Here is a 25,131-nt window from a genome sequence, read left to right on the forward strand (position 1 = left end):
CACACACTCCTTATTCAATCACTTTGGCTTCATTTCTAAGTTTGTCGACCAAATCGGCGACGGTCGCAACCATGATTCCAGCTTCACGCTTAGGAGGAGCAAAAACCTCCAGCACAGTCTGAGTCGGCGAACAGTCAACATTCAAACTTTCAACGTTGACGATCTCTAATGGTTTACGCTTCGCCTTCATGATATTGGGTAGCGATGCATAACGTGGCTCGTTGAGTCTTAAATCGGTACTTATGACAGCTGGCAGGGTTAACTTAAGCGTTTCCAGTCCACCATCCACTTCACGAGTGACCGTCAGCTCTTCATGAACAAGATCGATTTTGGATGCGAACGTCGCCTGAGGACACGCCATAAGACCGGCTAACATTTGCGCCACTTGGTTGTTGTCAGTATCAATAGACTGCTTGCCAACAATAACCAGCGGGGTCTGCTCTTTTTCTGCAAGCCGTTTGAGAATTCTTGCTACCGCGAGTGGCTGAAGCATCTTCTCACTGCTGACATGTATCGCTCTATCCGCTCCTAATGCGAGCGCACTGCGCAACTGCTCTTGGCAATCATCAGTACCGATAGAGGTGACTATCACTTCACTTACCTTACCCACTTCTTTCATTCGAATCGCTTCTTCAACGGCGATCTCGCAGAAAGGATTCATTGCCATTTTAACGTTGTCGGTTTCTACACCCGATCCGTCAGCTTTGATACGTGCCTTCGTGTACGGGTCAATTACGCGTTTAATCGCTACCAGAACTTTCATCGCAATCTCCGAAAAGCAAAGTGATAAATTGAGCTTAGTAAAGTTTACGTTTACGTCAACTGTAACTATATTTATTGCATGATGTTGAATCGCCGTGAAGGTTATGCAAGATGGAAAGAGAGAGTATGGACTTTGATGTCGTGATTGTCGGCGCTGGCCCCGCGGGACTTTCTGCCGCCTGTAGGCTGGCGCAATTAGCCTTACAACATCAACAAACGCTGTCAATTTGTGTCGTAGAAAAAGGCGCTGAAGTCGGAGCACATATACTTTCTGGTGCGGTATTTGAGACCAGAGCGCTCGACGAACTCTTCCCAGACTGGCAGGTACAAGGTGCGCCTGTGACGACTCGCGTCTCCTCGGATCAATTTATCTACTGTACCAGCAAGGCAAACCATATCTCAGTACCACATTGGTTGACCCCACTTTCTTTGCGCAATGACCACAACAACTATGTGATTAGCCTAAGCAAGCTTTGCCGCTGGCTAGCAACTCAAGCAGAGAAGCTTGGGGTTGAGATTTTTCCGGGCTTCCCTGCGAGAGAAGTTTGCTACGACGAACAAGGGAATGTAACTGGCATTATCACGTCAGATATGGGACTCAACAAACAGCGAGAGCAAAAAAGCACTTTTCAAGCGGGGATTCAACTTAACGCCAAACAAACCATCTTTGCCGAAGGCGCGAGAGGCAGCTTAGGAAAAGAACTGATTAGCCACTTTACGCTTGATAGAGAGAGTCAGCCACAACACTACGCGCTCGGTATCAAAGAGCTGTGGCGTCTAAAGGCCGATGACTCTCGTTTCAGTGCGGGCAAGGTAATTCACTCGACTGGATGGCCATTGAGCGAGTCAGATTCAAGCGGAGGCGGCTTTCTCTATCATCTCGAGGATCATTTAATCGCCGTCGGTCTTATCACTGACCTCAACTATACCAACCCCTTTCTAAGTCCATTTGATGAATTTCAACGCATCAAACACCATCCTCAGTTTGCTCAGTTCTTACAAGGAGCGGAGCGCATTGCCTATGGTGCAAGAGCCATTGCCAAAGGTGGGTTACTCTCTTTGCCCAAACAACAGTTCTGCGGTGGGCTACTGATTGGCTGTGAAGCAGGCACCCTTAACGCTGCCAAAATCAAAGGATGTCATACCGCCATGAAATCAGGCTTACTTGCCGCTGAAGCCGTGTTTGAAGCGATAGAACAGCAGCAGCAAGAAGCCAATTACGCACAACGGTTTACTGAGTCCTGGTTGTATGAGGAGTTGAACCAGAACCGTAACTTCCCTGGTACCATTCATCGTTATGGAACATTTTTTGGTGGCGCACTGACGCTCTTTGAGCAAAACATCTGGCAGCGTCTAACGGGCACAGCACTGAATTGGGATATTGGCGACCCGCAAGCTGACTATGTCACCTTATACGAACGCTCTCGTTGTCACCCTATTCATTACGATAAACCCGACGGTCAGTTAAGCTTTGATAAGCCCTCTTCTGTGTATCTCTCTGCAACCTTTCATGAAGAAGATCAGCCTTGCCATCTACTGCTGTCGGATCAACACATTCCAATAACTCATCATATGACCTTGTTCGATGAACCGAGTCAACGCTATTGCCCTGCGGGGGTCTACGAAATCGTCAATGTTGAAGGCCAGAGAAGGCTACAAATCAACGCAGCCAACTGCGTTCACTGCAAAACCTGCGACATCAAGGACCCATCGCAAAACATTACGTGGGTTCCGCCCGAAAGTGGTGGTCCAAACTACACAGAGATGTGAATCGATTCCCTCACTTCCGTGCGTTTACTAACGTTCGTGGCTGGCGAAGTCCATTGTCACTTTATCGTGGAAGATCACGATTCGATTGAGGACATTGGTTAGGTTTTGTACCTCCAGCGGCGTAAGATCGTTAACAGCCAATACATCGTTTACTCTGCGCAAATCACTGTATTCAACGATCTGGTTCATAAAACGTAGGTGCCAAATATGGTCGAAGATGTAGACCATTTCTCGATAGGTTTTTGAATCAATCTCCTGCGCATTGAGCAAACCTTGTAATCTAATACGTGTATTGCACTCTCTGATGTCGTGCTTCAAAGCGTAGAGTCGACAGAAGATCTCCATCGGCCTTAGACACTCTTTGAGATTGATCGACATACATCCCTGCTTGCTCTCTGGATCATCATTGAAGGCAGGCAAAGGCACTTTATGCGAGAGGCAGTTTTGCGCATAGATGGGTAAAAACTCCGGATGTAATACCAACAGCTGTTGAATATGTGACTGAATATCATCGACTAATGATGCATCGCCATACGTGGCCCGAATATCGAAAAAGACGTTCAACTCTAAAATGGTTTCTGGGGAGGCTTGCTCCACCCAGCGGGTAAAGTTGTCCTGCCACTCTCTCTTACTCAGACACCACTGATGATTTGATGCCATGATCAATCCATCGCAGTAGCTATATCCTGCCTGATTGAGCATCGCACAAACGCTTTCACCCAAATGGAGGAAATAACGTCGTATCGCTTTCAGATCCTCATCGTCTGGTGTCTCAAACACGATCGCATTGTCCTGATCCGAAAACAGTGTCATATCGTGACGAGCATTGCTGCCAAACGAAACAAACGAGAATGGCACTGGCGGCGGCCCGATATCTTTAATTGTCAGTTCGACAAAACGACAAATAGCGGCATCGTAGGTACAACCTATCAGGCTACGCAAATGATCGGAGCGTGTGCCTGCGGCAATCATTTCACGAATCAGGTCTGTTAGCCTGTTCAAAGATTCAACCACATGGCTATGACTGTCACTACTCTCTATATCAGTAATGATACTGTTGCTCGTTTTACGATAATCACAACTCGGGTTTACCGAGCCGAAACTCGCCCCATACACTTTACGCACAATCGGGCGGAACGAAACAACATGACCAAGTTTTTCTGATAGGAAGATGCGTGAGGTACTCAAAATGATATCGATAGTACGGCCACTCTTCGTCACGATTTGGGCATCGAACTCGGCAGGCTCACTGTGATGATTGAACAGTTGTAGCAAGTGATTTAACACACGACGATTTTGTGGGTGGTCGGAAAACAGCTCTTGCCAAATAGTGCGTGATTTGAGTTCCGTATCGGTATAACCCAATAGTTGGTGCAACCGAGTATTAGAAAATATTATCTTGCCATCAGCCTCAAGGATGTAGCCCTCATTTGACGACTCTACCAGCGCTTTATACCGGTTTTTTGCTTCGTGAAGTGCAATTTCGGCACGCTTTTTCTTCTTCTCAATCGCCTTTGACTGACCAATAACGTACAAGAGAATCACCACCAATCCGAGCGTAATGCCAACAAAAACTCGGTATAAGGTGCTCTCTAATTTATCTATCTCCTGCTCGACGTCTTGAAAATAGACGCCAGTGCCAATAATCCACTGCCACTCTTCAACGCCTTCGACGTAGGTCATCTTAGGCGCGGTGATCGACGCGTCATCCTTCCACTGCCATTGGTATTCGAGATAACCCTGCTGAGACGCTTTGACCAGTTTGACGATTTCGACAAAAATGGGGAAACCTGTACTGTTTTCACTTTCGTAGTAGTTGGTCAAGTCTTGGTTGGTTAAGTCACTCCTATAGGGGTGCATGACCATGTTGGGTTGCATATCTGTAATAAAGAAATAATCTTTATTTTCAGGCCCATAGCGCATCGCACGAATTTCCATCGCCGCCTTTTTCTGCGCTTCCTCTAGGCTGAGTATTCCACGCTGCTCTAAGCCAACATAGTTGTCGACGATACTCACCGCGGTTGACGTCAGCTCTTTTAGTATCTGACGCTTTTGGTTGAGCATCGACTCTTCCACCAAAGGTAGAATGACATAGATAATCGCCGTGACAAACAGCGTAATCGCAACCACGGTAGGAACAACGATCCTTAGACTAAAGTTACTCAGCGTCGATTGATGTTCGCTCTGATGTGTACTCAAACCCACAAAGTAGTCGGCAAGCTCAGTTTCGTCCAATACCTCCGACAGATCTTGGTCATGACTTGTGTCGTGATATTTTGCGGTAAACGAGTCGTTGGTAAAATCTGCGCGAGTTGGCAAATAGCCATGGTAATCGTCGCGAATATGCGTTTCTAACACGTTTTTAATCTGTTGAAGGGTATATCTGTCGCCAAACTCAGTAATTGCCTCTGTCAGCGCTTCTTTGCAGTGACGAAATCGTCTATGTGAATAAGGATCGAATTCTACCCCATCCGCCATGGTGTCACTGTGCTCTTCGCCATTGTAGTCAAAGAAGCCATCAATCCAACGATGAATCTCTTCGGCTCTGACACCGTGCAGCTTCTCTGTACGGTCAGCATGTTCAGATATTTTCATTTGGTTTCAATTAACCCAATTTCATATTAATAAATTGTTAAAAAGTGCGGCCTGCGTTGCATTTTTAATAACATCCAATTTCCCAGCTTATGACTTCGCCCACTTAATTAACCCAAATCAATATTTGTCCCATACCCCTTTCTTAGTATGGCTGCCATGTTTGATTGAATTTTTGACAAGCTATCTCACTCGCTAACTTGTCTTCATTAACGAAGTAAAACCATGTTTCCCTCTTTATCCAACATAAAGGTGCTTGGTAGCGTCTGGGATGTCGTCTCGTATTGATCGAAGGTCAGTATACCAAGTGAAAGCGGAACTCCAATTGACATGGTTCAACTTCGATACATAACAAAGGAAGACTGAATGTCTAACACAAATAAAACCTTTTACAGGGATATGCGTCGTAAGGCGCAGGAATTTGAAAGCCGAGAAGAATTTCTAAACCATGATTTGACTATCATGAGCTTTCGTCGCTGGGGTATCCATTTACCTTCTCGCGACTACAGCATCGAGATAGAAGACTGGGTACCTGCACTCGCAGCGACGATAGGTAAAGTGGTAATGGTTACAGCGATGGTTGCCGCTTTTGCCGCTCAGTTTGGATTGTCACCTGAGTTCGTCGCGGAAAACGTACGCTATGAACTGCTCATCGCAGGCGCTCTGTTTGTTATCCTTTTTTCCGCCATTCTTAACCCCAATGCTAACTTAGCCGGTACTCATGGCCCAATGATACCGCTCATTCCGCTTATTGCTGCGGCTGGAGGACACCCTCTTGCACTCGGTCTCATGGTATGTGCATTTGGTTTGATTCTTGCCTTTACCAAAGGCGGTTCAAAGCTGATGACGCTAACCGGTGTCGGTGTCCGAGGTGGGCTATTGATCTATCTTGGTGCCGTCGGCTTGATCGGTCAGATCAATAAAACGGAAGCATGGGCTGCAAGTACTGACCAAGGCTATATTTCATTTGCTGTGATTGGTGTAACGGTGATGGTCTACGCCTACCTCGCTAAAATCAACAAACGTTGGCTAGCCATTCCACTCTGTTCTGCTTTAGCGGGCATCGTCGCTTATGTTATGGGTGCTGAGTTTGCTTTTACTACCGAACCAGGATTACCACATTTCAGCCCATTCTACTGGTGGGGTGAGAATACGGGTTGGCAATTGGGTTGGCCGAACTTAGAGCATTTTATTGCCGTCACACCATTTGCACTTTTAGCGGTTGCAATGTGGTCACCAGACTACCTTGGCCACCGCGTATTCCAAGAACTTAACTACCCGAAAGAAGCAAAAGGCGTGCTGATGGACGTCGATGACACTATGGTCGGTGCATCTATCCGTCAAGGTGTCGGTGCTCTATTGGGTGGTGGTAACCTTGCCTCTTCTTGGGGTACGTATATGATCCCAGCCGCCATTGCAAAGCGTCCAATTCCTGGAGGGGCGCTACTTACCGGCTTAATGTGTATTGCCGCATCCATCATTGGTTATCCGATGGATCTAGCGATGTGGGAACCCGTGTTGCGCGTTGCTCTGATCGTTGGTGTGTTTCTACCACTTCTCGAAGCAGGTATGCAGATGATCCACAAACATAAAGATTCATTAAGTGCTGGTATTTGTATCTTCGCTTGTGCCTTTGTTAACCCAGTGTTTGGTTGGGCAACCACAATGCTGCTGGATAACATGGGGCTGATTGGTGACCATGAACGTGCCAAGACTCTATCGGCAAAAGACAAGTACTTGATCCCTGGCGCAGCCTTCATCGTCTGTGTCGGCTCTCTTGCTTTCGTTGGTCAGTTACCAGGAATTCCTGCGCTGATCGGCCACTAATCATCGTCATAAGGCATAGATGGGCGCCCGTCTATGCCTTTTCTGCAATCTCAATCAGTTCCTCGTTACGTGACTGTTTCTTCTTCCTCAATTTGAGCGCTTATCGTACCGAGTTGCACAACGATTAAGCACTAACGCCTCAAACCCATAACTCAACAAACCATCCAAGCCACGCATCATCGATTTAAATCATTATCCACACACGTCAGAAACAAAAATTCAACACTTTTGGAAAATATTCAAATTAAGTTGAAAAAGAGATTCCAATCACACTTCATTCGGTTATAATTCGCGCCCATTATGCCTTGTGTTGATAAACGCAAACTTAATTTGAACAAATCGTCTGTTAACCGATCCTCATTTTGAGGACAACTGAGAAGAAAAATGAGCAAGATTGATAAAGCTATGCGCATCCTGCTAGCGGGATTCTGTATCAACCTTTGTCTTGGCATCCTGTATGCTTGGAGTGTATTCAACAAAGCACTAGTCACTGAGTCTGGTTGGACCGCGGCTGAAGCATCAGCACCATACGCGACAGCAACCATCACTTTCTCTATCTGTCTTCTTGTTGCTGGCATCTTGCAAGACCGTATGGGTCCACGTCTTATTCTAATCCTTGGTACTGTGCTAACAGGCCTAGGTATGATCGCGTCTGGCTTTGTCGACTCGCCGCTGATGCTAAACATCACTTTCGGTGTTATTACTGGTGCTGGTATCGGCTTTGGTTATGCTTGTCTGTCTCCTTCTGCGATGAAGTGGTTCCACGCGTCGAAGAAAGGTATGGTTAACGGCATCATTGCAGCAGGTTTTGGTCTAGCGGCAATTTACCTTGCTCCAGTAACCTCTGCACTCATTAACAGCATGGGCATCCAAACCAGCTTTATGGTTTTGGGCGTTGGTATTCTTGCTATCGCAGTACCTCTTGCAGCAACAATCAACAACCCACCTGCGGGCTACACGCCAACAGAACCAAAAGTAAAACAAGGTCAAGCACCTAAAGCCGTTAAGAAATCTGATGACCTAACTTGGAAAGCAATGCTGAAAACACCACAGTTTTACTCACTGTGGATCATGTATGCATTTGCTGCGTCAGTAGGCCTAATGATCATCGGTAACATTACAACGATTGCAAGTGTTCAGGCTAACCTACCAAATGCGGTATACCTTGCCTCTATCCTAGCGATATTTAACTCTGGCGGTCGTGTTGCTGCTGGTATGCTGGCTGACAAAATTGGTGGCGTACGTACTCTGCTTCTTGCTTTCGTACTACAAGGCATCAATATGGTTTTGTTCGCAACGTTCAAAACAGAATTTACACTGATCATTGGTACGGCAATCGCGGCAATTGGTTACGGTACGCTGCTAGCTGTATTCCCTACGCTTACCGCTGAGTTCTACGGTCTGAAAAACTACGGCACTAACTATGGCGTACTTTACACAGCATGGGGTATTGGTGGTGCAATCGGTGCAGCAGTCGTCGGTTTCTCAATGACTAACGGCACAGGCTACACGCTAGCTTACACTATCTCAGCAGCAATGATGGCCGTTTGTATTATGCTTTCATTCATCACTAAGCCACTCTCAGAAGCGAAGATCGCTGAGCTAAAACACGCTTAAATGATTGAATTGCAGATAGAAAGGCTTAACCTTAGGGTTAAGCCTTTTTTGTATGTATTGATCATGTCTGAGATTGTTGAACTCGCACCCGACTATTATCTACGTAACCGTTATTTAACTCAAAGTCTCCTCTGTTACCTGCTAACATCGATATTGTTTCAATTAATTGGCGATGTTGAACCATGTTTTATTTGCTAAGTTGATGGGCTTCTGCTGCAATTAAGCCAATATTGAACAAGCACAATTATCCAGATGAATTTACGTACATTTTTCATGTTTGCTGTTGCTTTAAGCTTCGCGGGCTGTGCGACATACGCCGGACTTAATTATGACCAACTATTTGGACAGGCGAGTGTTCAAGAGCGTCGTAGCGATTTAAACAGTGTTGAAAGTGATTTCTTCTTATCTGAAGTCAAACCGATCATTGATAACCGCTGCGTGGTTTGTCATGCCTGTTATGACGCACCCTGCCAACTGAAACTCTCTTCAGTTGATGGTATCGACAGGGGCTCAAGTAAAGAACTAATTTATCAAGGTACTCGCCTTACCGCCGCAACGCCTCATCGTCTTTTCGAAGATGCGCAAACCACACAACAGTGGCGAGAGTTTGGTTTTCATCCGGTGCTTAATGAGCGTGTGCAAAACCCGACCGCAAACCTAGAAGCGGGCTTAATTGCGCGCATGCTCGCTCAAAAAGAGGCACATCCCCTGCCAGATCAGAAACAACTGGAGGGTTTCGACTTTGCAATCGACCGCAGTCAGGTCTGCCCTACCATTGAAGAATACGATCAGTACCTAACAGACTATCCGACTTGGGGCATGCCTTATGGTATGCCAAACCTCAGTTCACATGAGTACGCGACGTTAACCAGTTGGTTGCAAAATGGCGCGATCATGAATAAATCGATACCACTGACTGACCAGCAAGCTCAATTAGTGAATGAATACGAGACATTGCTCAACAAGAGCCCACGTAAGGTCCAACTGACTGCTCGTTACATCTATGAGCACCTGTTTTTGTCGCATCTCTATTTTTCTGACCTCAATGAAGAAACACCACGTTTCTTCACCTTGGTTCGCTCATCGACACCACCGGGCCAGCCCGTCCAACGAATTGCTACGCGTCGTCCTTACGATGATCCTGGCGTTCAACGAGTGTATTACCGTCTAATTCCTGAGCAAGGCACCATCGTTGATAAAACCCACATGCCATTCGCCTTGAACGAACAACGGATGAGAGATTGGAAAGAGTGGTTCATCGACGCCAACTACAAGGTTACTCAACTACCAAGTTACGATGTAGAAGTTGCTGCGAACCCTATGAGCGCATTTGTCGATCTGCCAGTGAAAGCACGTTTTAAATTTATGCTCGATAATTCCCAAAACACCATCAATGCCTTTATTAAAGGGCCAGTGTGTCGTGGACAACTCGCGCTCAACGTTATCAATGACAGATTTTGGGTGTTCTTCCTTGACCCAGACAAAGCCGATCTGCCGGAAGTGAATGAATTTTACCGCTCTCAAGCAGACAACTTAAAACTGCCCGGAGAGTTAGAAAGTAATACTTTGCCCGTGACCAACTGGGTCTCCTATTCACGTCAGCAAGCGCGTTACCTTGAGGCTAAGTCTGAGTTTATCAACCAATGGTTTGAAGGCGGTAAATACCTAACTACCGACATTATCTGGACGGGGAACGGCACTAACCCTAATGCAGCACTCACAGTATTCCGCCATTTTGATAGCGCATCCGTGGTTCAAGGTATGGTTGGTGAACCACCAAAAACAGCATGGATACTGGATTATTCCCTGCTCGAACGTATTCACTATCTGTTGGTCGCTGGGTTTGACGTATATGGCAACTTTGGCCACCAATTGATGACACGTATGTTTATGGATTTCTTGCGCCTTGAAGGGGAAAGTAACTTTATCGCACTCTTACCAAAAGCGATGCGTCACCAAGAACACTCAAGCTGGTACCAAGACCAAAGCACCCAACTTAGTGACTTCTTACAGCGTAATGTTAAACCGTTCGATCAACCAACTCAGGTTCCATACCACACGGATGATCCCAAAGCAGAGCTTTATGACATTCTTCGCACTCAGCTCTCCCCTGTGCTCAGTAATCGTTACGATATAGAGCAAACCGGTTTTAGCGCTAAGAATGAAGCACTACTGAAAAGCATCAATGATATCAAAGGAGCAGGGTTACTCGTTATACCGCAAATTGTAATGATGATGATTGAATCCAATCACGGAGAAGAACAACTCTTCACTCTGCTCCATAACAATGCGCATACGAATATTTCCAGTCTGTTTGATGAAGAGAGTAATCGTGATCCAGCAAATGATGACTTAACTTTGGTGCGTGGAGTGATCGGTAGCTATCCCGCTGCGTATCTATCCCTTAAAGAAGAACAAATCCCCCAACTGGTGCAAATGTTGAAAAATATCCGCACCGAAGAGGAGTATGTTAAGTTGTTGGATACGTTCGCAATTCGACGCAGCTCGACCCAGTTTTGGCCTTTTAGCGACCGGGTTCATGCTTGGTATAAGGAAAATCAGCCTATCGAATTTGGTCTTCTTGACTACAATAGATTTGAGAATAGGTAGAACCGTTCAACTGCGCAGACAACGCATACGGAGGTAACTATGGGTATTAACGATAGCATCAGAGCCTTGGAGCAACAGATTTATGTCGCCTGTTCCGAAGGAGACTACGACACCGTCAAAATGCTAGAGCATCAATTGGACAGCCTGAGAAACAAGGCAGAACATCCGTTTGATGACGATCCATACGCTCCAGAAGGGAAGCTTTTTCCTGAAGATGACTGGTACTAAACGAGATAAACGCCTCACAAATCGTGAGGCGTTTTTTTATCGACTCTTATACGCGTCCTTATCGATATTGTGTTTTTTCATTCTCAGGTAAAGCTTTTTGCGCGGGACTTGCAGATACGCAGCTGACTCACTGATTCGACCCGAGTGCAGAAACAACGCATCTTCGATAACTCGTTTTTCAAAATCATCAACCAATTCGTCCAAAGGCAATTGGGCTTCGGCAGAAGTATTGTGACTATCCTTGCCAGCCAGTTTAATTATTCCAACCGAGTAGAGCTCAGCCACATTTCGCAGCTCTCTAACGTTTCCCGGCCATTCATGTGCTAGCAGTAGATCCATATATTTTGCTTCTACTTCGGGTAAGTGTTTTGCCAATTTCCGGCAACTGGACTTAAGGTAATGGTGGAACAACACTTCGATGTCATCCGGGCGCTTTCTTAGTGGTGGGACTTCAATCTCCACTTGATTGAGAACGTAATAAAGCTCTGCCACTAGTTTATTCGCCACGACAAGTTGTTGAGGGTTTTGCTCAAATATCGCGATGACACGTCCGTGCTGACCCTTTCTCTCTTTATCAATCATATGTTGTGCAAACACGCGTTGGCACTGCTCTGAAAATCGTTCAGGACTATCAACGATTAAGGTTCCAGAAACAAACGAATAGAGCTTGGCACTCAATTCCTCACAGGCCATAGCATCGTTTGCCGATAACAATTCGAGTTCACCACCCGATTGCGACATATCATGTATCAGGTTCGCGACTAAGTGTCTGCCGACACCCATCTCGCCATAGACCACCACATGATTACGTAACCTAGAAAACTGAGAGACACTGTAGCGGATATGATTCAACTGCGCAGACTTGCCCAACAAAGATCGTTTGATGGTCGATTCCATCTCTCTCTTTTGGTCGATATAGACTTTTCGTTGCTTGAGATGCTGACGTACCGTTTCGACGAGTTTGGCAGGGTCGATCGGCTTTTCAACAAACTCACACGCCCCTTCTTTAACTGCTTCGACAGCCATTGGGATATCACCATGTCCAGTGACAACAATAACGGGTAGCCACTTATCAAACTGCTTAATCTGGCTTAACAACTCGAGCCCATGCATCTGTGGCATATACATATCGAGTAACACAACGCCCAACCAATCAGGTGATAAATAACCCATCGCTTGAGTAGGGTCTGCGACGGTTTTTGCTGCAATGCCTGCAATGCTCATCAAGTGCTGGTAAGCGTCGAGTACATCCTGATCATCATCGACCAACAGTAAAGAATAGTTAAACTCTTGCATGTGATAACTCCAAAGCAACCAAGGCCCCCTTATCTAAACGGGATGCCAAATAGATCCGCCCTGAATATTTCTCAACCAAAGCTCGACTAATACTGAGCCCCAAGCCTAAACCGACCTCTTTGGTGGTGGTAAACGGTGTGAAGAGCTTGTCTATAATGAAAGGCTTAAAGCCACAACCACTATCGGATATCGCTATCACATGGTGAGATGTATTCGAGAATAGCTTTTCAATTCGAATTTCTTGGCCATGCCGATTTGACTCAGCAATGGCGTCACAACCATTGACCAGTATGTTGACCATGACCTGCTCAAGGGCTAATGCATTGCCATGGACATACAGTGGTTCGGTGATCAAATTGCATATTTTCGTTGCTTGCCGCTTGGCTTTAGGGCCAACAATTGCGATGGCTTGCATGACGATATCAGTAAGCAGTAAATTGTGCGTGACTTGATCAGTGTCCGACTTTTTGGCAAAGGTTCGCAAGCTTTTTATAATTTCACTCATTCGTGCTGACAACTGAGCCACTTGCTCAATGGAACGACTAGTCGAGGTTAAATTACCAGAATCAGTAGAAAGTTTGGCACTATAGAGGTAGGTCGATATTGCATTCAGTGGCTGGTTCAGCTCGTGAGCTAAACATGTCATTGTCTGACCGACAACCGCCATTTTCGCCGCTTGGATCAACTCATCTTGGGCTTGTTTTAAGGTGAGTTCCGCCTTTTCTCGCTCAACAATCTCTTCAGACAAAAGGCGGTTTTTCTCGACCAAATCTGCCGTTCTGTCATTGACCATCTTCTGAAGTTCTATCGCCGTTAACTCTTGTTGCGTCACATCCGTGATTGTCACAATGACTTTATGTAATTGACCATGAGAGAAAAGGTGAAAATCGAAATGAAGATAACACTCTGTCTCGCCATCTAATGGCAAGGTAAGCGCATCATTTCCAGTGGTAAAAAGTGCCTGACCCGAGACAAATACTTTTGCTAATTGCTTGCGGTTTTGATTACGAAACGACTGCCACAGTAGCTTGTGCTCGACTGTCCCTTGCATCGCCAGTAGTTTTTGGGCGCTAAAATTTGCAGATTCAACATACCCTGCGAGATCACACGTCAATAGACTGGCAGATGTATTATTGATCAAACCAACCGCGTTCGTTCTTTGTAACTCTTCGACACTTGCCCCGTAGTCAATCAGCTTTTGACTTAGTTGGCCGATTTCGTCTGCACCGTCAACCACAATCCGATGACTAAAATCGCCTTTGATGATCGCATCAATACTTGAGCTCAGTGCGTTCAAACGGGCGACCACACGGCGATTTATAAAGTAGTAGGTGACAAACAAAGACAAAAGGATAGAGATGCCAAAGCACACCAATAACACAATGTTTCCATCGGAGACCAAGTTAGCCGTTCGCGCTTTCACATCAATAAAGCTTGCGTCGGCATATTTAATAATCTGACCAATTTGCTGATGAATCGCACCGAGCAACTTTTCGATCTCGCTTTTAATTTCAATGATACGTGCGTTTAGTATCACCCCTTCCGACAGCAACAACGAAAACACATCATCACTTACATACAGCACCTGCAACTCTTGCAACAATTGCTGATAGGAAATGCTGGAAGGCAGAGTTAACAAGGGTTCACTCGTGGCGATTAACTCCGCGATGTTGAATTGAATAACGGTTGAAGCATTTTTAATCTGTTCCAAGTTTTGCGCCTGCAACGACTCTGTTGTTAGCACGAAGATATTCGATTCAAGATCCAACACACTTTGTATCACCCGTAGTTGTTCGAGAGTGGCTTTATGCTTTTCTGAACTACCTCCTCGAGTCAACTGCCAGTAAAACTCTTGCCGAAATGACACCAACTCAGCATGGATATCTTGATGTAACCAGTTGATTTGCTCCGCTAGCTTGGCGACTTTACGCCTTTGCTGAACTCGATCGAACACAAAATGAGTGTATTGTTCTAATGTCTGCTCTAACTGCGCATATAAACTCAACAGTTCGTCACTGTCATTGTTCTCAAGTTTGAGTGGTTGAAAATTGGATAACTTCAGCTGAATAGAGTTAAGTAACTTATCGAGTTCATTTCTCTGGCGGTTTAATTCAATCTTGTTGGTTGATGTAGAAAGCAATTGAACTCGGGAACGAATTTCACTACTGCGACTCTCCAACAAGTAACTCGTGTTGTATTTAGGAACACTGGTGTCGAGTAGACGACTCACCTGCTGGTCGAGCCGATACCAAGTTACCCATGCTAATACACAGACGAAGGTAAGCAGCAAAGTCGTAAAGGTAAACGCCACCACCAATCTAGAACCGATCGTTTTACATATTTTCATTGGCGATCTCTACTTGCAACTCGTGAAACATCTCTTCAACTCGCTGCAGCCCCTCCTCATATAAAGTGGCGAAACGATAGCTAAACTCCACCAGCAAGGCTTGTTCTTCGCCATCTTCTAAGGTAGAGGCATCACGTTGCGAACTGATGAGGTTGGCTAACTCATTCACTTCTTGCTCCGTGACTGGAATGGTAAAAAGCTGGTTTAGTAGCTGATGAGCAACCTCAAGCCTTGCGGCATCATTACTATGGATTTGCACATATTGAGATAGACCTAACCAGATATCTTGTAATTCTGGTAAGCGTTTGGTGATTGCTTCATCAAAAAGAATATTGAGCAACTTCTCGCGCTTCATCACCTTCTTGAAGTCGAGCGGAGGGTTAGTGCCAAGATAGAGAGCAGGGTCGTAGATGGATCGTTTGGTTAAACTCGATTGAAGGATTCGCTGCTGTACATCATCTGACAATGCCAGTTCAACAAATCGAATCGCTTCAGCGGTCTTCGTCGCGTTTTTGGCAATCCCGATATAAGTAGGCATCAACGTAAAGTCAGGGTCATAGGTGAATCCTACATAGGCGAACTGCCTCTGTTGCGATATAGCATTGCTGTCTATGGTCGGTCCAATACCAAACTGCCCTTTCGAGACATAGTCACTTACGCCAAAACTGCGTGATGAAATAGTCCCTAAATTGGCGCCTATGTTTAGTATTGTCGCCCAGCCTTGCTGCCAACCATGGCGGGCAAGTATGCTCTCCAGCATCAACTGTGTGGTGGCTGAGCGACTCGGTGTACTCATGGTAATATGCCCAAAATAAGCAAAGGACGAGAGATCTGAAAATCGAGTGGGGATTGGCAATTTATTCGCCGCTAGATACTCTCGGTTCCATACAATTCCCGCTCCAGAGTAGCCAATACTGAGCACTTTGTTTTTAATCGGAAATAAAAATGGCTCTAGCCACTGTGGAGGGTTTTGCTCCAGCGCTATCGATGCGAGTTGATCCCTTTTATCGAGTTCCTTGAACAGGAATGGTGATGAGCTCAAAACAACATCAACACCTTGTATATAGCTCCTGTTAAGCAACTGCATTGCAGACTGGCTACGGCGATGAATAAGCTCAATATCCGCGTCTGGATTCTGTTGTTTGTATTTCGCAATTAACTCGTTCACCGGCTCACTTGAGAAGGTCGTTAAAATCGAAAACTGTTCCTTACCCGCGAGCACGATCGAACTGAATCCGATCAGAGCGATGACCAATATCGCCATTTCTATTGAACAAAACCGCCAGCCCTTCATGTTATCCCTCTCGATTTATGTGCTGAATGTCTAATTTCCTTCACAAAACCATCATTTTCGCCGTCACTCTGTGAGTCACCGATAACACATTTCCGCGTCTGATCTAGGTATATTCACTCACTAATTAAACGAATTTCACTGACTAGAGTGACATTTTTATCCCAGCCAAATGTATTAATTGAGTCACTTTTAGCTCAAATTCGCCATTTTGCGTTTTGTTCACTTATCTCCCATCATCCTCAAAACAGACGATCACTTGCTCATTTTGCATACCAAGTACGCTATCGTCGCGAAACGCTCCTCGGGCGATTTTAAGAGGGAAGGAAGATGAAAAAGACTAAAATCATTGCAACGCTCGGACCCGAGATGCAGGATCAAAACCAGATTGAAGAGATGTTGTGTGCCGGTGTTGATGTCGTCAGGCTTGACTACCCTCAACTTCTCAAACGTCCCGCTGCCAAAATCATGTACCGAGTTGGGCGCTGAGCGATAACGTCAAATTACTCGAAAAGGTAGGCACTACGAATATAAGCCGCTTAGTGCAAATTGCGCCAACTTAATTTACCACTTGATGGCGTTTGTGCACCGCCGTCCTTTACCCATGTTGCTCGTCACTTTTTGTGGGACTGGCCTGTCAGAAGACAGGCCTTTTTTTTAGTTAGCACGGAGGCACACATTTATTCATCACTCAATATCAGTTAAAATATGCAAAATCTAAAAATGCTGCTTTCTACGTTATATTTATCGAAACCTTGTAACAAGTAGCCACATCCCGACTTAAACTAGGTCCACATAGAGGATTTTATGCTACCTGACATCGAAATCTGCCGCACTACTCCGTTACTTCCTATAAGCAAAGTTGCACTGCGAGCTGGACTGAAAGCCGATGAGTACCAAAGCCAAGGTGAACATAAGGCAAAAGTCAGTTTATCTAGCCTAAAACGCCTTGTATCTAAGAAGACGGGTAAGCTGATTGTCGTCACCGCTATCACCCCAACGCCACTTGGCGAAGGTAAGACTGTCACGACCATAGGACTTGCCCAAGGCTTGGCTCAACTTAATCATTCAGCAATGGCGTGTATCAGGCAGCCTTCTATGGGGCCTGTTTTTGGCGTCAAGGGCGGAGCTGCGGGAGGCGGCTATTCGCAAGTTGCTCCCATGGAAGAGTTGAATCTCCACCTCACAGGAGATATTCACGCGGTCACGGCGGCGCATAACTTAGCCGCTGCTGCCATCGATGCTCGCATTTATCATGAGCAAAGACTGGGATACGAAGATTTCGAACAACGCAGTGGTTTGAAAGCACTAAAAATCGATCCTCAAAATGTGGTTTGGAAAAGGGTCATGGATCACAACGACCGAGCGTTACGCATGGTAACTGTGGGTCAAAATGAAGCTGGGAAAAACATTAATGGATTTGAGCGCTGCGATGGATTTGATATTTCAGCAGCCTCAGAGTTAATGGCCATTCTCGCCTTAGCCAGTGATTTAAAAGATCTTCGTTCACGTATTGGTCGAATCGTCGTCGCCTATGATTTGTCTAGTCAACCGGTGACGACAGAAGATCTACAAGTAGCGGGCGCAATGGCAGTGAGCATGAAAGAAGCCATCGAACCCACCTTGATGCAAACTCTAGAGGGGGTCCCGACTCTCATTCATGCAGGGCCATTTGCTAACATCGCCCACGGTAACTCGTCAATCATTGCGGATAATATCGCTACAAAGCTGGCACAATTTACGGTCACTGAAGGCGGTTTTGGCTCGGATATGGGCTTTGAAAAAGCCTGTAACATTAAAGCGCAGGTTGCCAACAAATCTCCTGATTGCGCAGTTATCGTCACGACGCTTCGCGGCCTTAAAGCTAACTCAGGTCAGTATGATCTAAAACCAGGCCAAGCGATTCCACAGAGCCTTTACAGTGACGATCAAGACGCGCTCCTTGCTGGTTTCGAAAACTTGAAATGGCATATTAATAATGTCAATAAATACGGTATTCCGGCTGTGGTTGCCATTAATCGCTTTCCTCAGGATAGTGACTCCGAATTGCTAACGCTAAAAGCCATGGTGGAAGCCTTGCCAAATGACGTACAAGTTGCCGTCAGCGAAGGTTTTAGCAAAGGTGGAGCGGGCACGCTAGAGTTAGCCCACAAAGTGATCCACCAGTGCGAGAAGCCATCCCACTTCTCTCCTTTATACCGTTTTGAACAAACCACTGAAGAGAAACTTATGGCCGTCGCCGAAGCTGGCTATGGTGCAACGAGGCTACTACTGAGTGACGTCGCCAAGCAGCAGTTGGCTCAACTCAAAGCACACGGATTCGATGACCTTGCCGTTTGTTTGGCAAAAACACCACTTTCGATCTCGACGGATTCAAGTGTTAAAGGCGCCCCCGATAATTTTGATGTCCTCATAAGGGAACTGAAACTGTGCGCAGGAGCGGGCTTTATTTATGCCCTCTGTGGCAACGTGATGACGATGCCAGGCCTTCCGGAAAAACCGGCATTTATGAATCTCGACCTTGATGAAAATGGTCACATTATTGGATTAAGCTAAACTGGCGTAGTCCCTGCCCACTTCACACTCTAAGGCTAAGATATTCAATCTTAGCCTTTTTTCTTTAATGTATTGGCCTCACTCCATGAAGTTCGCTTGAAGATCATGTACCATTAACTCATCACTCTCAAAGATTGGACGTATTCATGGAAGCAGAACTACTGGAAATTAAGAACTTCCTTTCTCAATACCCTCCATTTGATGAGCTCGAAGATGAAGTCCTCAGCTACGTCACTCAACATATCGAAATCTCTTACTATCGTGAGGATACCCCCATCATTCACTTTGGTGATGAAATCCATGATCTTTACATGGTACGCAGTGGGGTGGTTGAAATATATCGACGCAAAGGTGAGCTCTACAACCGAATTGATGAAGGCGCAGTATTCGGTCAGATGGGACTACTGACCAACAATAAGGTTCGCTTCCCAGCGAAAGCCATCAAAGACACCCTACTCTACTGTATTCCAGAAGCGGTCTTTCAGCACTTGTATGAGCAGCACGAAGCCTTTGCAGACTTTGTCGAAGTAGAAGATAACGCACGCCTGAGGCAGACCGTCTCAAACAGCAAAGAGCAAAACGATCTTACTACATCCAAGGTAAGAAACTTGCTTAACAGCAGCGCACCAACGATTCACAAGACGGAATCAATCCAGAATGCAGCGATAAAAATGGCAGAAGACAATGTCTCTTCGCTGCTAATTATTGATCCCGAAGTGGCTGAGGATGATGATGACGACAACAGCCCTTTAGTTGGTATCATTACTGATAGAGACTTATGTACCCGCGTGTTAGCTCAAGGGCTCAACCCCAACGACGACGTTGCTAGCGTAATGACGACTGAAGTCATCTCACTTGATCACAACGCCTATGTCTACGAAGCGATGCTGACGATGTTGCGATACAACGTTCATCATCTTCCTGTCCTCAAGGACAAGCAGCCCATTGGCGTCATCGAAGCAACGGATATTGTTCGTTACGAATCGCAAAATTCACTTCTGTTGGTCAGCAGTATATTCCAGCAACAATCGATTGATGAACTCTCGGTATTATCTGAGCAAGTGAAAGACAGCTTTGTTCGCCTCGTCAATGAAGATGCAAACTCTCACATGGTTGGCAGTGCGATGTCCGTAATTGGACGTAGCTTTAAACAGCGTATTATCGAACTTGCAGAGCAAGAATTAGGTGAGCCACCGATACCCTATTGCTTTGTGGCTCTAGGCTCAATGGGGCGCGATGAGCAACTGCTCGTCACTGACCAAGATAACGCGATCATCCTCGATAACACCTTCGTCAAAGAGAAGCATGACGGCTACTTTGCGCAACTGGCAAACCGTGTATGTGATGGATTGGATAAATGTGGCTACAGTTACTGTACTGGCGATATCATGGCAACGAATCCAGACTGGCGTATGACTCGAACCGAATGGGAAGAGTGCTTTGCGGATTGGATAGATGATCCCAACCCTAAAGCGTTACTCAACGCTTCGATTTTCTTTGACCTTGATGGTGTATATGGACGTCTAAAATGGGCGGAACAGCTCAGCGGTTTTATTGTACGTAGAGCACGTAGAAACAATCGTTTCCTTGCCTGTTTAGCCCGCAATGCAATGAATCGAACTCCTCCGCTGGGCTTCTTTAAGAGTTTTGTGATGGAAAAAGATGGCCAACACAAAAATTCAATCAACCTTAAACGACGTGGCACCGCGCCGTTAGCGGATCTTATTCGCGTCCACGCCCTCGCCGTCGGCTCGCGGTCAAAGAATTCGTTTGAACGTCTGGATGACATCCATGAGGCGGGTATTTTACCTAAAGGCAAAGCGAGAGACCTCCGTGATGCACTTGAGTTTATCTCCATCGTTCGTATTCGCCATCAAGCGCTGGACGTCGAAAATGAAATCGAGCCAGACAACAACATTGAACCAGAAAACTTATCGGATTTTGAGCGCCGTAACCTCAAGGACGCATTCCAAATTCTAAGCAATGCTCAGAACTTCCTTAAGTTCCGTTATCAAGCCAGTAATAACTTTAAGTGAGGTGACGATGCTTAACAAAATCATATCTCCCCCTTCGATCGACTGGCCGGCAAAGTTTGCCCAAAAATTGCGCACGACAACAACCGCTGCTTTACAACAGTACTATACGGCTGGAGTTCCATTGCCCAATACACCATTGGAAGAAATTACATTTCTGGCGATGGACTTTGAAACCACAGGCTTAAACTCCGACCAAGATGACATTATTACCATCGGAACCGTTCCCTTTAACTTGAATCGCATTTTTATAAATCAAGCCAAGCATTGGACGGTTAAACCTCGTAAGCAGTTAGCGCAAGAATCGGTCGTCATCCATGGAATCACCCACTCTGACGTTCTTGATGCACCTGATCTATCTGTCGTCTATGACCAGATCTTGGCACAGATGGAAGGGAAAATAGTGGTGGTTCACTACCAGCGTATTGAACGTGAGTTTTTCGATAAAGCTCTGATGGCTCGAATTAACGAAGGAATAGAATTTCCCGCGGTAGATACCATGCAGATTGAAACCCTCCTACAGAAAAAGCTTACTGGTGGGATAGTCAACAAACTCAAGGGTCGCAAACCAGCGTCAGTCAGGCTCGGAGCGAGTCGAACCCGCTATGGCTTGCCTCAATACACACCCCATCATGCCCTTACCGATGCCGTTGCAACAGCGGAGTTGCTACAAGCACAGATTGCCCATCACTATCAGTCAGATATGCCGATCAACCAGTTGTGGATTTGATCATCTACGGGTCGTTACAATCACAAAGCGGCCCAAATCAAGGACCGTTCGTATAAGTAAAACTCGCTACCCTGTTTTCGTTCCAAACACGTTAAGTGGTAGGAGTTAGCTTCACTTAGTGGCTTTTACGGTAACTAGAAAAGCTCTAGAGACGTTTCATCTAAGAACATGTTTGGCGTAATGTCATTAACAAACTCTGCCACTTGCTTATCTAATTCAGCTTGTTCTTCTTTAGTGATGAGAGTTTTAAACACAGGGCGACCTTCTTCATCTGCTAACGGGTATCCATATTCGTCAAGCAGCATCTCCCCATAGAGGAATATCATTATAATGAATCAACACCGACAATAACTTAGCCAATGTTTCCGCTGGCATATTGGTGATCCACTTCTGATTTTCTTGTTGGTGCTCTTCTGAAAGCAAAAAGTTAGCAACAAAGTAGGCACTTTCTTGGTCGGTTGCTAGACCGAGTCACTTACCTGTTTGAGGATCTAACGGGGTACTACGATACTCTTCACCAGCTAAAATATCGTAGTGAATCACGGTATCGCTATTAAACTGAGAAAAATCAAAGTAGACACTTTCTGCATTAAACTCCTGTTTTTTGGATATCTTTTCACCATTAACGGAATAATGGCAACCTAGCCCACCCGACCAGGTCTTGTCTTTCCATTGATGTAAAAAAGCGTCACAATTTTTCGCTTTAATTGCAGAATTTAAATCTATTTGTCTACCTTTGTAATTTGTTCCTGATTGGTGAATACGTAGTTGGGCAAAACCTACAGTATCAAATGCGTTATAGGCTTCGACCTTGATATATTCCAACTCGACTAGGCAATTTTGAGTATTTGTAAAAGTAAAGTAAGGCACTTTGTACTCGTATTGGTTATCACCTTCAGCATAATCCTGTGTAAAATAACGAATAAACGTGCCGCCGCGATAAGCTTTTCGGCCAAACATATCATAAGAGTAAGATTCACAATCTTCACCACTCGCTGCATAGCTAGCCCATACTTTTACGGTTGCATCGGTTGGTTTTAAGCCCGTAACCAGAATAGACTCTTGCTCGGTAGTGTTCAGTATCGAGTACAACCCAGAAAGTGCGCTCACTGAAACCAGAACCAATGCGACACTCCTCTCTCTGAATTGTCGCTTAGTTAACCGAGTCACTTGCCAGTCTCTGGATCTAACGGGGTACTACGATACTCTTTACCAGCTAAAATATCGTAGTGAATCACCGTATCGCTACTGAACTGAGAGAAATCAAAGTAGACAGTTTCTGCGTTAAACTCTTGGTCTTTTGATTTCTTTTCACCATTAACGTAATAAAAGCAACCAAACCCATTCGTCCATCTATTATATTTTGCAGAATAAAAGGGCTCGCATTTTTTAGCTTCGATTGTAGAATCTAAGCCTATCGGTTTGTTGTAATATTTTGTGCCTGATTGGTGAATACGTAGTTGGGCAAAACCTACAGTATCAAATGCGTTATAGGCTTCGACCTTGATATCTCGTAATTCGACCACGCAATTTTTACTGTTTGTGTAAGTTGAGTATGGCACGGTGAACTGATAACGGTCATCACTTACATCGTTACTCGGAGTAAAGAATGTAGTGATCTTTCCTCCTCGATGGGCTTTTTGGCCAAACATATCATAAGAGTAGGATTCACAGTCATCACCATATACCCAATAGTTTGCCCACACTTTTACAGTTGCATCGGTTGGCTTTGAACCTGCTACTCGAATCGACTCTTGCGGATTTGCATTCTGTGCTGAGTAAAGACTACAACCTATACCAACAAGAAATACAAGCAGCGTGAGGTTTATCCCCAACCTTGTTTGTTTAGTCGATAGCGTCATTTTAATTGTTCCTTAATTTCATCAGGTAAGGATTGATTAGACATCAGCAGTAAACTGAGCGGATACCGCTCAGGGTTGTTTAGAGTCGCGGTTAATTCGTGTCTGACCTGATGATGATTGTGCACTAATTGTTCGCAGATCGATATCTCTTGTCTTAAGCGGGCAAGATAAGCTTGATTAGTGGGCGAGTAGGGTTTGCCTAACGTTTCGGCTAACTCGTACTTAGCCTTCAAGTTGCGTTGTTGTAAATCGTCGATGGTATTTGAGAGGTAATTGATCGTGCCTTGATAATTGTCATACAAACTTTCTTTACTGAGTGCTTGCAGCTGAGCGAACAGGTTAGGGATATAAACCTCCATACCGTGTTCAGCGATTGAAGCATCGGTCAAACCATCCACTAATGCATAGGAATCATTTTCGGCCATCTTAGCAATATCTAGCATGGTGATTTGAGTCTGTCGTGGCGATAACAGTACCTGCTTGGGCTCATCATACGTGATCAATTGAGATAGGGAACCATGATGAAGATAGTTATCATCATCGTTATCCATGATCATTTTTTTGGCTAAATTCACACTGCTATTGAAAATGTCAGACAGTTCGAGACCTTCGGTTGGGTTTGTATTAGCCCATGTCATCGGGATTTGGGGAACGAGATCGTGATTATTAACATACCGATAATGGACAATATCGCGGTAACGCTCGACAAAACTTTGCGTTCCTGTGCGCGGCATGCCGTAAGTGTACAAACGCAATGTTGATGGCGAATAGGTATCTTGTATTAATGCGCTCATGATCAGCGCTGCTGCACCGCCTAAGCTATGTCCACAAGCATATATTTTCTTTTTGTTATGATGCTTGAGTATTGCATCATCAATTGATTTCCATAACGCCATAGCATATTGATAAAATCCGCGATGCAAATAAGTTCCCCCAAACTCAGGAGGAGCAATTTGTGCGAGATCAAAATTGGTCTTTACCATGTCCTGTACGAAGGGGGATTGAATTGTGTCGCCTAATTTATCTACCAACAGAACTTCTATCCCAGAAGCGGCTTTGACAATTTTGAGAAAATGAGTGTCTTCTACTCTATTTCTGTTCTCAAAATATGGCTCTGTGCCTCGTATGCCGATTATCGCGATATCATCATTAAACAAAATGTACCCTTCAGCGCCTACATCTTCATCAGCATAATAATTGTAGTTAAGTGCTTGGCTATATGGGATTTCTTGCACAATCCATTTTGTTGCTAGATTGCTACAATTTTTGGGGACTTTCCTAGTCTTTAATTGCGTTGTTACGGTATCAATAGAACCGTTTGTATCCCGTGATTTCCCATCATCTATGTTGAATTTATCTGTGGCATACGCCAGTTTCGACAACAAAGCAAAAGTGTAACTATTCACCAAGCTAAACCCATCGGTATCAACAATCATTGGCATATAGCTGCGCAGGGCTTTTATCTCGAGCACATGGGTGGTGTTGTGTGAGGCACGAACCCCTTTAATATCTTTACGTGCATTGGCTTTGAGTGCGCTATGGTGCTCGGTCAAAAACGTATCTTGAGGTGGGGTTGACCACAAATCACCCACGCTCACTAAGGCGTATTT

Annotated in this window: 17 protein-coding genes and 1 pseudogene; 9 read left to right on the plus strand and 9 right to left on the minus strand. The window is 45.2% G+C overall.

All coding sequences use genetic code 11. The features are described 5' to 3' along the window. Positions 1-10: 10 nt before the first annotated feature. Positions 11-763: an electron transfer flavoprotein subunit beta/FixA family protein gene (locus QTN95_RS08275; RefSeq protein WP_331417118.1), complete on the minus strand. Its 753-nt coding sequence runs from the start codon at positions 761-763 to the stop codon at positions 11-13. A gap of 110 nt (positions 764-873) precedes the next feature. Between QTN95_RS08275 and QTN95_RS08280 the strand changes: the two genes are divergently transcribed. Further along, positions 874-2,532 (plus strand): electron transfer flavoprotein-ubiquinone oxidoreductase, encoded by a 1,659-nt coding sequence (locus QTN95_RS08280; RefSeq protein ID WP_331417119.1) that lies wholly within the window; start codon positions 874-876, stop codon positions 2,530-2,532. 27 nt (positions 2,533-2,559) lie between these two features. On the opposite strand, the gene QTN95_RS08285 is transcribed toward QTN95_RS08280, so the two are convergent. Then, complete coding sequence (locus tag QTN95_RS08285; RefSeq protein ID WP_331417120.1) at positions 2,560-5,127, minus strand: DUF294 nucleotidyltransferase-like domain-containing protein; 2,568 nt, start codon at positions 5,125-5,127, stop codon at positions 2,560-2,562. A 363-nt stretch (positions 5,128-5,490) separates the two neighbouring features. On the opposite strand from QTN95_RS08285, the gene QTN95_RS08290 reads away from it, so the two are divergent. The 4 genes from QTN95_RS08290 to QTN95_RS08305 all read left to right on the plus strand — a co-directional run bounded on the left by QTN95_RS08290 (position 5,491) and on the right by QTN95_RS08305 (position 11,406). Further along, positions 5,491-6,951, plus strand: coding sequence for a DUF3360 family protein (locus QTN95_RS08290; RefSeq protein WP_331417121.1), 1,461 nt, complete (start codon positions 5,491-5,493; stop codon positions 6,949-6,951). A 384-nt stretch (positions 6,952-7,335) separates the two neighbouring features. Continuing rightward, on the plus strand, positions 7,336-8,568 hold the full coding sequence (locus QTN95_RS08295) for an L-lactate MFS transporter (RefSeq protein ID WP_331417122.1): 1,233 nt from the start codon (positions 7,336-7,338) through the stop codon (positions 8,566-8,568). Between the two features lie 252 nt (positions 8,569-8,820). Continuing rightward, positions 8,821-11,178 (plus strand): fatty acid cis/trans isomerase, encoded by a 2,358-nt coding sequence (locus QTN95_RS08300; protein ID WP_331417123.1) that lies wholly within the window; start codon positions 8,821-8,823, stop codon positions 11,176-11,178. A 39-nt stretch (positions 11,179-11,217) separates the two neighbouring features. Next, positions 11,218-11,406: a hypothetical protein gene (locus QTN95_RS08305; RefSeq protein WP_006879632.1), complete on the plus strand. Its 189-nt coding sequence runs from the start codon at positions 11,218-11,220 to the stop codon at positions 11,404-11,406. A 36-nt stretch (positions 11,407-11,442) separates the two neighbouring features. Here the strand turns inward: QTN95_RS08305 and QTN95_RS08310 are convergent, their stop codons facing one another. The 3 genes from QTN95_RS08310 to QTN95_RS08320 are packed head-to-tail and all read right to left on the minus strand — an operon-like array spanning position 11,443 to position 16,343. Next, complete coding sequence (locus QTN95_RS08310; RefSeq protein WP_331417124.1) at positions 11,443-12,702, minus strand: sigma-54-dependent transcriptional regulator; 1,260 nt, start codon at positions 12,700-12,702, stop codon at positions 11,443-11,445. Then, a complete protein-coding gene (locus tag QTN95_RS08315) occupies positions 12,689-15,049 on the minus strand; it encodes an ATP-binding protein (protein ID WP_331417125.1) in 2,361 nt (786 codons plus the stop codon). The genes QTN95_RS08310 and QTN95_RS08315 overlap by 14 nt, the downstream gene beginning before the upstream one ends. Beyond that, positions 15,036-16,343 carry an ABC transporter substrate-binding protein gene (locus QTN95_RS08320; protein WP_331417126.1) on the minus strand — a complete coding sequence of 436 codons (1,308 nt, stop codon included), beginning with the start codon at positions 16,341-16,343 and terminating at the stop codon, positions 15,036-15,038. The genes QTN95_RS08315 and QTN95_RS08320 overlap by 14 nt, the downstream gene beginning before the upstream one ends. A 327-nt stretch (positions 16,344-16,670) precedes the next feature. On the opposite strand from QTN95_RS08320, the gene QTN95_RS08325 reads away from it, so the two are divergent. The 4 genes from QTN95_RS08325 to QTN95_RS08340 all read left to right on the plus strand — a co-directional run bounded on the left by QTN95_RS08325 (position 16,671) and on the right by QTN95_RS08340 (position 21,659). Continuing rightward, positions 16,671-16,829: a pyruvate kinase gene (locus QTN95_RS08325; protein ID WP_331417127.1), complete on the plus strand. Its 159-nt coding sequence runs from the start codon at positions 16,671-16,673 to the stop codon at positions 16,827-16,829. Positions 16,830-17,147: 318 nt separating this feature from the next. Further along, positions 17,148-18,896: a formate--tetrahydrofolate ligase gene (locus QTN95_RS08330; RefSeq protein WP_331417128.1), complete on the plus strand. Its 1,749-nt coding sequence runs from the start codon at positions 17,148-17,150 to the stop codon at positions 18,894-18,896. 146 nt (positions 18,897-19,042) lie between these two features. Then, entirely contained in the window at positions 19,043-20,932 is a 1,890-nt protein-coding gene (locus tag QTN95_RS08335; RefSeq protein ID WP_331417129.1) for a DUF294 nucleotidyltransferase-like domain-containing protein, read from the plus strand. A 7-nt stretch (positions 20,933-20,939) separates the two neighbouring features. Then, on the plus strand, positions 20,940-21,659 hold the full coding sequence (locus QTN95_RS08340; RefSeq protein ID WP_331417130.1) for a 3'-5' exonuclease: 720 nt from the start codon (positions 20,940-20,942) through the stop codon (positions 21,657-21,659). 134 nt (positions 21,660-21,793) lie between these two features. On the opposite strand, the pseudogene QTN95_RS08345 reads toward QTN95_RS08340, so the two are convergent. From QTN95_RS08345 to QTN95_RS08360, 4 genes and pseudogenes are all read right to left on the minus strand, one after another. Further along, a pseudogene (locus QTN95_RS08345) lies at positions 21,794-21,949 on the minus strand (sel1 repeat family protein); the annotation flags it as partial. A 181-nt stretch (positions 21,950-22,130) separates the two neighbouring features. Beyond that, positions 22,131-22,769, minus strand: a complete 639-nt coding sequence (locus QTN95_RS08350) for a hypothetical protein (RefSeq protein ID WP_331417132.1) — start codon at positions 22,767-22,769, stop codon at positions 22,131-22,133. Positions 22,770-22,825: 56 nt separating this feature from the next. Next, a complete protein-coding gene (locus QTN95_RS08355; protein ID WP_138973574.1) occupies positions 22,826-23,521 on the minus strand; it encodes a hypothetical protein in 696 nt (231 codons plus the stop codon). Further along, a partial coding sequence (locus QTN95_RS08360) for a lipase family protein (RefSeq protein WP_331417133.1) occupies positions 23,518-25,131 on the minus strand: 1,614 nt, incomplete at its 5' end. The genes QTN95_RS08355 and QTN95_RS08360, both read right to left, overlap by 4 nt.

This window comes from Vibrio sp. M260112 (assembly GCF_036533775.1).
In the GTDB taxonomy this organism is placed as follows: Bacteria; Pseudomonadota; Gammaproteobacteria; order Enterobacterales; family Vibrionaceae; genus Vibrio.

Excerpts from the sequence above, each read along its gene's own strand:
- QTN95_RS08275 (WP_331417118.1), bottom strand. The coding sequence starts at position 763 with ATGAAAGTTCTGGTAGCGATTAAACGCGTAATTGACCCGTACACGAAG.
- QTN95_RS08280 (WP_331417119.1), top strand. The coding sequence starts at position 874 with ATGGAAAGAGAGAGTATGGACTTTGATGTCGTGATTGTCGGCGCTGGC.
- QTN95_RS08285 (WP_331417120.1), bottom strand. The coding sequence starts at position 5,127 with ATGAAAATATCTGAACATGCTGACCGTACAGAGAAGCTGCACGGTGTC.
- QTN95_RS08290 (WP_331417121.1), top strand. The coding sequence starts at position 5,491 with ATGTCTAACACAAATAAAACCTTTTACAGGGATATGCGTCGTAAGGCG.
- QTN95_RS08295 (WP_331417122.1), top strand. The coding sequence starts at position 7,336 with ATGAGCAAGATTGATAAAGCTATGCGCATCCTGCTAGCGGGATTCTGT.
- QTN95_RS08300 (WP_331417123.1), top strand. The coding sequence starts at position 8,821 with ATGAATTTACGTACATTTTTCATGTTTGCTGTTGCTTTAAGCTTCGCG.
- QTN95_RS08305 (WP_006879632.1), top strand. The coding sequence starts at position 11,218 with ATGGGTATTAACGATAGCATCAGAGCCTTGGAGCAACAGATTTATGTC.
- QTN95_RS08310 (WP_331417124.1), bottom strand. The coding sequence starts at position 12,702 with ATGCAAGAGTTTAACTATTCTTTACTGTTGGTCGATGATGATCAGGAT.
- QTN95_RS08315 (WP_331417125.1), bottom strand. The coding sequence starts at position 15,049 with ATGAAAATATGTAAAACGATCGGTTCTAGATTGGTGGTGGCGTTTACC.
- QTN95_RS08320 (WP_331417126.1), bottom strand. The coding sequence starts at position 16,343 with ATGAAGGGCTGGCGGTTTTGTTCAATAGAAATGGCGATATTGGTCATC.
- QTN95_RS08325 (WP_331417127.1), top strand. The coding sequence starts at position 16,671 with ATGAAAAAGACTAAAATCATTGCAACGCTCGGACCCGAGATGCAGGAT.
- QTN95_RS08330 (WP_331417128.1), top strand. The coding sequence starts at position 17,148 with ATGCTACCTGACATCGAAATCTGCCGCACTACTCCGTTACTTCCTATA.
- QTN95_RS08335 (WP_331417129.1), top strand. The coding sequence starts at position 19,043 with ATGGAAGCAGAACTACTGGAAATTAAGAACTTCCTTTCTCAATACCCT.
- QTN95_RS08340 (WP_331417130.1), top strand. The coding sequence starts at position 20,940 with ATGCTTAACAAAATCATATCTCCCCCTTCGATCGACTGGCCGGCAAAG.
- QTN95_RS08355 (WP_138973574.1), bottom strand. The coding sequence starts at position 23,521 with ATGACGCTATCGACTAAACAAACAAGGTTGGGGATAAACCTCACGCTG.